The organism is Bacillus sp. IT-79MI2 (assembly GCF_949768135.1).
GTDB classification, from domain to species: Bacteria; Bacillota; Bacilli; order Bacillales; family Bacillaceae_G; genus Bacillus_A; species Bacillus_A pseudomycoides.
The window spans coordinates 26059-33963 of sequence record NZ_CATKPV010000069.1; the positions used below are offsets into that span (position 1 = coordinate 26059).

A 7905-nucleotide genomic window follows, 5' to 3' on the forward strand; every position below is an offset into this window, starting at 1 on the left:
TCTCTTTTATATGGATTTAATCAAAATTTTGCATTTTTAGCACTGCACCTGTATTCGCTGATGTTACCATTTGTGCATAGCGCCCAAGCCATCCTGTTTTCACTTTTAACTCTGGTTTTTTCCATTCTTTCCTCCGTTTTTCTAATTCTTCATCACTTACTCTCACTTCAAGTAAACGTTCCTCTACATCAATACATACAATATCGCCTTGTTCGAGAAGTGCAATCTCTCCGCCAGCAGCAGCCTCTGGTGAAATATGTCCTACTGAAATGCCGCGTGATGCGCCTGAAAACCGACCATCTGTTAATAGTGCAACATCTGCGCCTAATCCCATACCAGCAATTGCTGAAGTTGGAGCTAACATTTCTGGCATACCAGGTCCACCTCTTGGGCCTTCATAACGAATAACAACAACATCTCCTTTTTTCACTTTACCTAGCATAATCCCTGCAAGCGCCTCGTCTTGAGACCCAAAAATAACACATGGTCCTTCAAAACGTTTCACTTCTGTTGCACCACTTTTAATAACAGCACCATCTTTTGCAAGGTTTCCTTTTAATATACGCAGACCACCTTCTTCACTATGAGGATTTTCAAGAGAGTGAATTACTTCTTTATCTTGAATCTCTGCATGAGCGATGTTTTCTCGTAATGTCTGGCCAGTAGCTGTAATACGGTCCAGATGGAGTACACCTTCTTTTCTACTTAATTCTTTTAAAATAGCGCTGATACCACCTGCACGATCAATATCTTCCATATGCCAATTAGAAGCTGGGCTCACTTTACATAAATGTGGAACGCGTCTTGAAACTGCATCAATTCGGCTCATATCATAATCAAGTCCCGCTTCCTGTGCGATTGCTAACGTATGTAATACCGTATTTGTTGATCCTCCCATCGCCATATCTAATGCAAATGCATCGTCAATCACTTCTTCTGTTACGATATCTCGTGGTTTAATATCACATTCAATTAATACTTTTAATTTTTCAGCTGCTTGTTGAATTAGTTCTTCACGCCTTGGGTCTGTTGCTAAAATGCTACCATTCCCAGGAAGCGCAAGCCCTAATACTTCACATAAACAGTTCATTGAATTTGCAGTGAACATACCTGAACAAGAACCACAAGATGGACAACCGTGATCTTCAATATCCTTTAACTCTTCTTCTGAAATTCTCCCAGATTGATAGGCACCTACCCCTTCAAAAACGGAACTTAAGTCGACTACTTCTCCTTTTGATGTTTTCCCTGCAGCCATTGGACCACCAGAAACAAATACAGTCGGAATGTTAACACGTAATGCGGCCATCATCATACCTGGTGTGATTTTGTCACAGTTCGGAATACAAATCATCCCATCAAACCAGTGTGCATTTACTACCGTTTCCACTGAATCGGCGATAATTTCACGGCTTGGGAGCGAATAGCGCATACCGATATGCCCCATCGCAATCCCATCATCTACCCCAATTGTATTAAACTCAAACGGAACCATACCAGCTGCACGTACCGCTTCTTTTACAAGACGACCAAATTCATTTAAATGTTTATGACCTGGAATAATTTCAATAAAAGAATTACAAATTGCTACAAACGGCTTATCAAAGTCTTCATCTTTTAAACCAGTTGCTTTTAATAAACTACGATGTGGTGCTTTGTCAAATCCCTTTTTAATCATGTCACTTCTCATCTTTTCAAGTCCCTTCTGTTCATTTTCACTTATCTATCTCCTACTACTTTTTCACTAACTCTTTCCCCTTTGGTTGCTGGATCCAAGTCATCATCTCTCGTAATTCTGCTCCTACTTTTTCAAGTTGATGATTTTGCTCTGCCTTTTTCATCGCATTGTAAGTTGGACGTCCTGCTTGATTTTCTAAAATCCATTTCTTTGCAAATTCGCCTTGCTGAATCTCCGCAAGAACTCGTTTCATTTCTTTTTTCGTTTCATCTGTAACAATTCTAGATCCTGTTACATAGTCACCAAACTCTGCTGTATCTGAAATAGAATGGCGCATATTTGTTAGACCACCTTCGTACATTAAATCAACAATTAACTTTAGCTCATGTAAGCATTCGAAATATGCAATCTCCGGACGATATCCACCTTCTGTTAACGTTTCAAAGCCTGCTTTCACAAGTGCAGTTACCCCGCCGCATAATACAGCTTGTTCTCCAAATAAATCCGTCTCTGTTTCTTCTTGGAATGATGTTTCAATTACACCAGCACGTGTACAACCAACTCCTTTGGCATATGCAAGAGCTACATCAAAAGCGTTTCCAGTCGCATTTTGATAAACGGCAACTAAAGCTGGAACACCATTTCCTTCTTGAAATACGCGGCGAACAAGATGTCCTGGACTTTTTGGCGCAACCATCGCTACATCTACGTAACTTGGTGGCTGAATTTGTCCAAAGTGAATATTAAATCCATGCGAGAAAAGTAACATTTGTCCTTCGCGAAGATTCTTTTCTACTTCATTTCGATATACATGTGCCTGCTGTTCATCTGGCAATAATACTTGTACAACGTCTGCGGTTCGTACCGCTTCTGAAACTGACATTACTTCAAAACCATCCGCTTTCGCTACGTTAAAAGATTTTCCTGGACGAACCCCCACTACAACATGAACACCGGAATCACGTAAATTTTGCGCTTGCGCATGACCTTGTGACCCATAACCAACTACTGCCACCGTTTTCCCTGCTAATACCTCTAAATTTGCATCTTGTTCATAATATGTTTTCATTTTTTCATACACTCCTTATAATTTATTTACTTGCAATACATCAATTAACTTTTTCAACTGATTTACGAGCAGTGTCGCTTCATTTTCAGTACAAACCGCTGTAAGTTTCATTTTCGAAATTTCTCTCGTTTCTCCTTCATTTAAATCTAAAGAAGAAATATTATAACCACGCCGAGCAAAAACCCCACTTACTCTTAGTAAAACTCCAGGGTCGTTATTGACAACGAGTGAAAAAGTATGACTCATTCTTCCCACCTCTTCATAATCATTTCATGATTCCCTTTATTAGGAGGAACCATTGGAAATACGTTTTCGCCCTCTTCTACACAAAAATCAACAACAACTGGCCCTTGATAACAAAATGCTTCTAACATGGCTTGTTTCGCTTCAATCGGATTTGTAGCACGCAAACCCTTTACTACATATGCTTCTGCTACTTTCACAAAATCAGGTGATCCAATCTGTGATTCTGATAAACGATTTTCATAGAACATCTCTTGCCATTGTCTTACCATACCTAAAAACTTGTTATTAATAATAAAAACTTTCACTGGAATATTATTTTCAGCAATTGTTTGCAATTCTTGAATGTTCATTTGAAATGAAGCATCTCCCGCAATACAAACAACTAACTTATCCTCAAAGGCAAGCTGAGCACCGATTGCTGCTGGGAATCCAAACCCCATCGTTCCTAGTCCGCCAGATGTAAGAAATGTTCGCGGTTTTTGTGCCTTATAAAAATGCGCTGCCCACATTTGATGCTGCCCAACTTCTGTGGTCACAATTGCTTCACCATTTGTTAGTTCACTTAGTAAAGCAATTACATGTTGTGGTTTTAATTTCCCTCCCTGTTGTTCGTATGACAGTGGGTACTCTTCTTTCCATTCTTTTACTCTCTCTACCCATGTATCAGTTTGACACTCTATTCGCATATCTCCTAATATGTGCAACGCTCGCTTCACATCTCCAACAACTGGATATTCTACAGTCACATTTTTATGAAGTTCCGCTGGATCAATATCGATATGTACCTTTTTAGAATGAGGTGAAAATAGTTCTAACTTTCCTGTTACTCGGTCGTCAAAACGAACACCTAAGGCAAGAAGTAAATCACATTCCGTTACTGCCATATTTGCGGCATACGTACCATGCATGCCTAGCATTCCTAAAAACAGTGGATCTCCCGGCGGATAAGCGCCGAGTCCCATTAAAGTCGAAACGACTGGAATACGGTTCTCTCTTGCAAATGTTAGAAGCTCTTCGGTTGCATCTGCATGAATTACACCGCCGCCGATATATAGTAGCGGGCGCTCTGCTTTTGAAATGGCCTCCGCTACGCTCTCCAGCTGCATTTTGTCTGGGACGATTCGTGGCTTATAACCCGGAATTTGAACTTCCCCTTCAAAAAAGTTCGTTACAATAGCATTTTGAATATCCTTTGGAATATCAATTAATACTGGGCCTGGCCGTCCACTTTTAGCAATATAATATGCCTCCTGTAATATACGTGATAGCTGATTTACATCTCGTACTTGATAATTATGTTTTGTAACCGGCATTGTAATTCCCACAACATCCGCTTCTTGAAATCCATCTTTTCCAATGAGAGGTGTCGCCACTTGACCTGTAATTACCACTAAAGGAATCGAATCCATATACGCATCTGCTAAACCAGTAACTAAGTTTGTAGCTCCTGGGCCGGAGGTAGCAAATACTACCCCGACCTCTCCAGAAGCTCTCGCATACCCTTCTGCTCCATGAATAGCTGCTTGTTCATGTCGCGTTAACACATGTTTTAATCCACTGCCATACAGGGCGTCATAAACTGGTAAAATAGCTCCGCCTGGATAACCAAACACTGTTGTTACACCTAATTTTTGCAAGCATTGGATGACATGTCTGGCACCTGTTACTTTTTTTATTTTTCCGTAATCCACTTCATCACACACTGCATGTTGTTCCACCATTTCGCTAACTCCTTCCCCTATTCGTTAAGCTAAGCTTTCCGCTAGTCCCGGAACGCGCACTCCTCGCTCTCTCGTTAACTTTTTAAATTCTTCTGTTAACTGTTTCGTTACTTCCCCTGGCTTTCCATTTCCGATTTCTCTTGAATCTACTTTGACTACTGGAATTAACTCAGCTGCTGTACCAGTTAAAAAAACTTCATCTGCCACGTATACATCGTGGCGAGTAAATGGTCTTTCTTCACATGGAATACCTAACCTTTCACAAAGTTCAATAACACTATTCCTTGTAATCCCTTCAAGAGCTCCTAAATATGCAGGTGGTGTTACTACTTTTCCATCTTTCACAACGAACACGTTATCTCCCGATCCTTCACAAACATACCCTTGCTGATTTAACATAAGCGCTTCTAGCACACCCGCTTGTGCTGCTTCAATCTTTACGAGTACGTTATTTAAATAGTTCATCGATTTAATACGTGGATCAAGCGCATCTGGCATATTTCGACGAGACGCAACAGATACAACGCTAAGACCATTATCATAAAATTCTTGTGGGAACAACTTTAACTGTTCCGCAATAATGATGACGCTTGGTTTCGTACAGCTTCTTGGGTCAAGTCCTAAATCTCCTTTTCCTCTTGAAACAATCAATCTAATATATGCATCTGCATATTCATTTTTTTGCAGTGTTTGTAAAACCGCCTGTTCCATCTCTTCTACTGTCATCGGGATCGTTAGTAAAATTGATTTCGCAGATTCATATAAACGCTTTAAATGCTCTTTTAAACAAAATACATTTCCTCCGTAGCTACGAATCCCCTCAAATACGCCGTCTCCATATAAAAAACCGTGGTCATAAACAGATACAACCGCCTTTTCTTTTTCTACTAATTCCCCATTCATATAGATATACTGGTTTCCCATCCTACATCGCTCCTCTTTTTTTATCTATTTACATGCAATCCATCTTTATATCGATTGCTGAGAAGAATATATTTTATCTGAATCTTCTGTATATTAACTATAAAAATATCCTCGTCTCAACAATCGATTTTCTACAAACGTGTAGCAATCCATTGCTGAGACGAGGGAATCGTGGTACCACTCAGCTTCCTTATACTTCTCGCGAAATATAAGCTCTGTAAGTCCTATTAGACTTTTGTTCTTTTATCGTGAACAACTCCGCTGCTCTCTACTCACTTTGTTCGAAGGCAGTGCTCTGAGGTGATCTTCAACCGATGCAATTGTTACCACCCTCACAGCCACGGGGCAGCTCTCTGAAACAATTTGTATCGTTTACTCTCCTCTTCTTTGCATTCTTCTATTCTATTTTCTAAAATAAAAACTCTCGCCTCAGCAATCAATCACTACATCATAGTAGCTTTGATTGCTGAGGCGAGAGTTTCGCGTTACCACTCAGCTTCCTTATATTTCTCACAAAATATAAGCTTTGTAAGTCCTATCAGACTTTCATCCTTTTACCGGAGATGAAACCGCCGCCCTCTACTCAGTTTTCCTTTCGCAAGCGATGCTCCAAGGTGATTTTCAATGATTCAATCGTTACCACCCTCACAGCCACGGGGCAGCTCTCTGAAACTTTCATAATCATCTACTTTCCTCTTCTTTGCATATAAAATATATGAAAGTTAGAAAATTCTTAATTAACTTTCAGTTGTTACACGTATTATAGGACTTTGTTCGTTTTATTGTCAATATATTTTTTGAAAATTTATATTTTAAATTATAATCCGAATGCTTAAAGGTAGATCTTTTTTGTTAGAACATAGATTTCGGCATGTTAAGAAGAAACTTTTTTGCTAACCTAGCATCCCCGCAGATTTTTTTGTACAAGAACCGAGCTAGTAATAATTATCCTTCCTTAACTCTTGAATAAATTTAAGCGTTTCATTATACAAACCCAATTGATATCTATAGTGCTCTAATTCTGGTGAGATATTGATTTGTACAGAAATCGAAGATAAGTCTAATAAATCTAGGTGAAATTTAGAAACCCTAGAATTTTGACGATCCTCTGAACTCTTATTGAGTTGATTTTCTATGTATCTTCCTAGCATTTGTAGTTGAATCGTCCATTGTTGTTGATCCGTTTTTGAAATGCAGTCTGTGTTAGACCAGTCACTGAATGTATTGATTATATTAGAAAGATAGATATACCCTACCTTTAACTGCACAAGGAATTGTTCGTTTTGTTTTAATATTTGTTTTTTATTCTTAGCAAATGGATTCAATTTCAAACTTTTTTCCGCCAGCTTAAAATCTTTTTGCGCTTGATGCAGTTCCTGAAGTAGATTCGTCACATCTTTTCTTAACTGCTGTCCGTTAACAGAGCCACAATTCGTATTTACCCAATTAGCTGTTCTTTCAAACAACTGTACAAGATGAAATCCAAATTGACTTAATGTCTGACGAGCTTCCTTCACATAATTGGGTGGAAAAATTATTACATGGATAATAATGGCAATAAGTGCCCCTATAATAGTATCTCTGATTCGATCTATGACATAATAGTTTGTTTTATGAACAAAGACAAAAACTAATAAGATAGTTAAAGCTACTTGATGTATTATGGTTTTATGTACTCTTAGTATAACTGGGAGCAACATTCCTCCGAACAATAATAATCCTATCGTCCACCCATTTACTTCTAAATGATTGATAATAAAAACGGTAACGGAAATCCCGAAAATAGTGCCGATAATTCTGTAAAAAGCATACATGGCAGAATGTTGGACTGTTTCTTGTATAGAAAGAATAACAGTCAGTGGTGCCAAATAAGGATGTTTTGATCCTAGCATTTTTGCTAATTCCCATGATAAACCAGAAGCTAAAGCTATTTTTGTTATCAGCATTACTCCTTTTAGTAGTCCAGTCTTTTTCTTACCTATGTTTTTTTTCATAAAAACTCCTTTGTTCAAAAAATCACTTTATATAAAATCCCCTACACTTACTCTAAATGATGGAAAATCAAGTTACCACAAATGAAACTTGATTATTTCACCAATACAAGAATAAATCGAACCTTCATGAAAATGTGTATTTAACCTAAATACACGAGTCTATATAAAAATAACTACAAAAGCAAATATATTTATATTTATACTTACTATTCATGCCCTGTTCTATATTTTTTATCCTTCCATTATCAATAGGACTAAACTTTTCAAGCAATC

6 protein-coding genes and 1 other annotated feature are annotated in these 7905 nt (G+C 38.3%); all 6 genes read right to left on the reverse strand.

Annotation, left to right across the window (positions count from 1 at the left end; genetic code table 11):
• Positions 1-16: 16 nt before the first annotated feature.
• Positions 17-1690: a dihydroxy-acid dehydratase gene (gene ilvD / locus ACM6HU_RS17930; protein ID WP_242227319.1), complete on the reverse strand. Its 1674-nt coding sequence runs from the start codon at positions 1688-1690 to the stop codon at positions 17-19.
• A gap of 43 nt (positions 1691-1733) precedes the next feature.
• On the reverse strand, positions 1734-2747 hold the full coding sequence (locus ACM6HU_RS17935; protein WP_016114380.1) for a ketol-acid reductoisomerase: 1014 nt from the start codon (positions 2745-2747) through the stop codon (positions 1734-1736).
• Positions 2748-2762: 15 nt separating this feature from the next.
• Positions 2763-2993, reverse strand: a complete 231-nt coding sequence (locus tag ACM6HU_RS17940) for an ACT domain-containing protein (RefSeq protein WP_016114379.1) — start codon at positions 2991-2993, stop codon at positions 2763-2765.
• The gene (gene ilvB / locus ACM6HU_RS17945) at positions 2990-4714 is read right to left on the reverse strand and encodes an acetolactate synthase large subunit (protein ID WP_414848356.1); all 1725 of its coding nucleotides are present in this window, start codon (positions 4712-4714) and stop codon (positions 2990-2992) included. The genes ACM6HU_RS17940 and ilvB overlap by 4 nt, the downstream gene beginning before the upstream one ends.
• Before the next feature lie 24 nt (positions 4715-4738).
• The gene (gene ilvE / locus ACM6HU_RS17950) at positions 4739-5638 is read right to left on the reverse strand and encodes a branched-chain-amino-acid transaminase (protein WP_016114377.1); all 900 of its coding nucleotides are present in this window, start codon (positions 5636-5638) and stop codon (positions 4739-4741) included.
• A 464-nt stretch (positions 5639-6102) separates the two neighbouring features.
• Positions 6103-6348: a binding site (T-box leader), on the reverse strand.
• Between the two features lie 225 nt (positions 6349-6573).
• The gene (locus ACM6HU_RS17955; RefSeq protein ID WP_016114376.1) at positions 6574-7632 is read right to left on the reverse strand and encodes an FUSC family protein; all 1059 of its coding nucleotides are present in this window, start codon (positions 7630-7632) and stop codon (positions 6574-6576) included.
• Between the last annotated feature and the right edge of the window lie 273 nt (positions 7633-7905).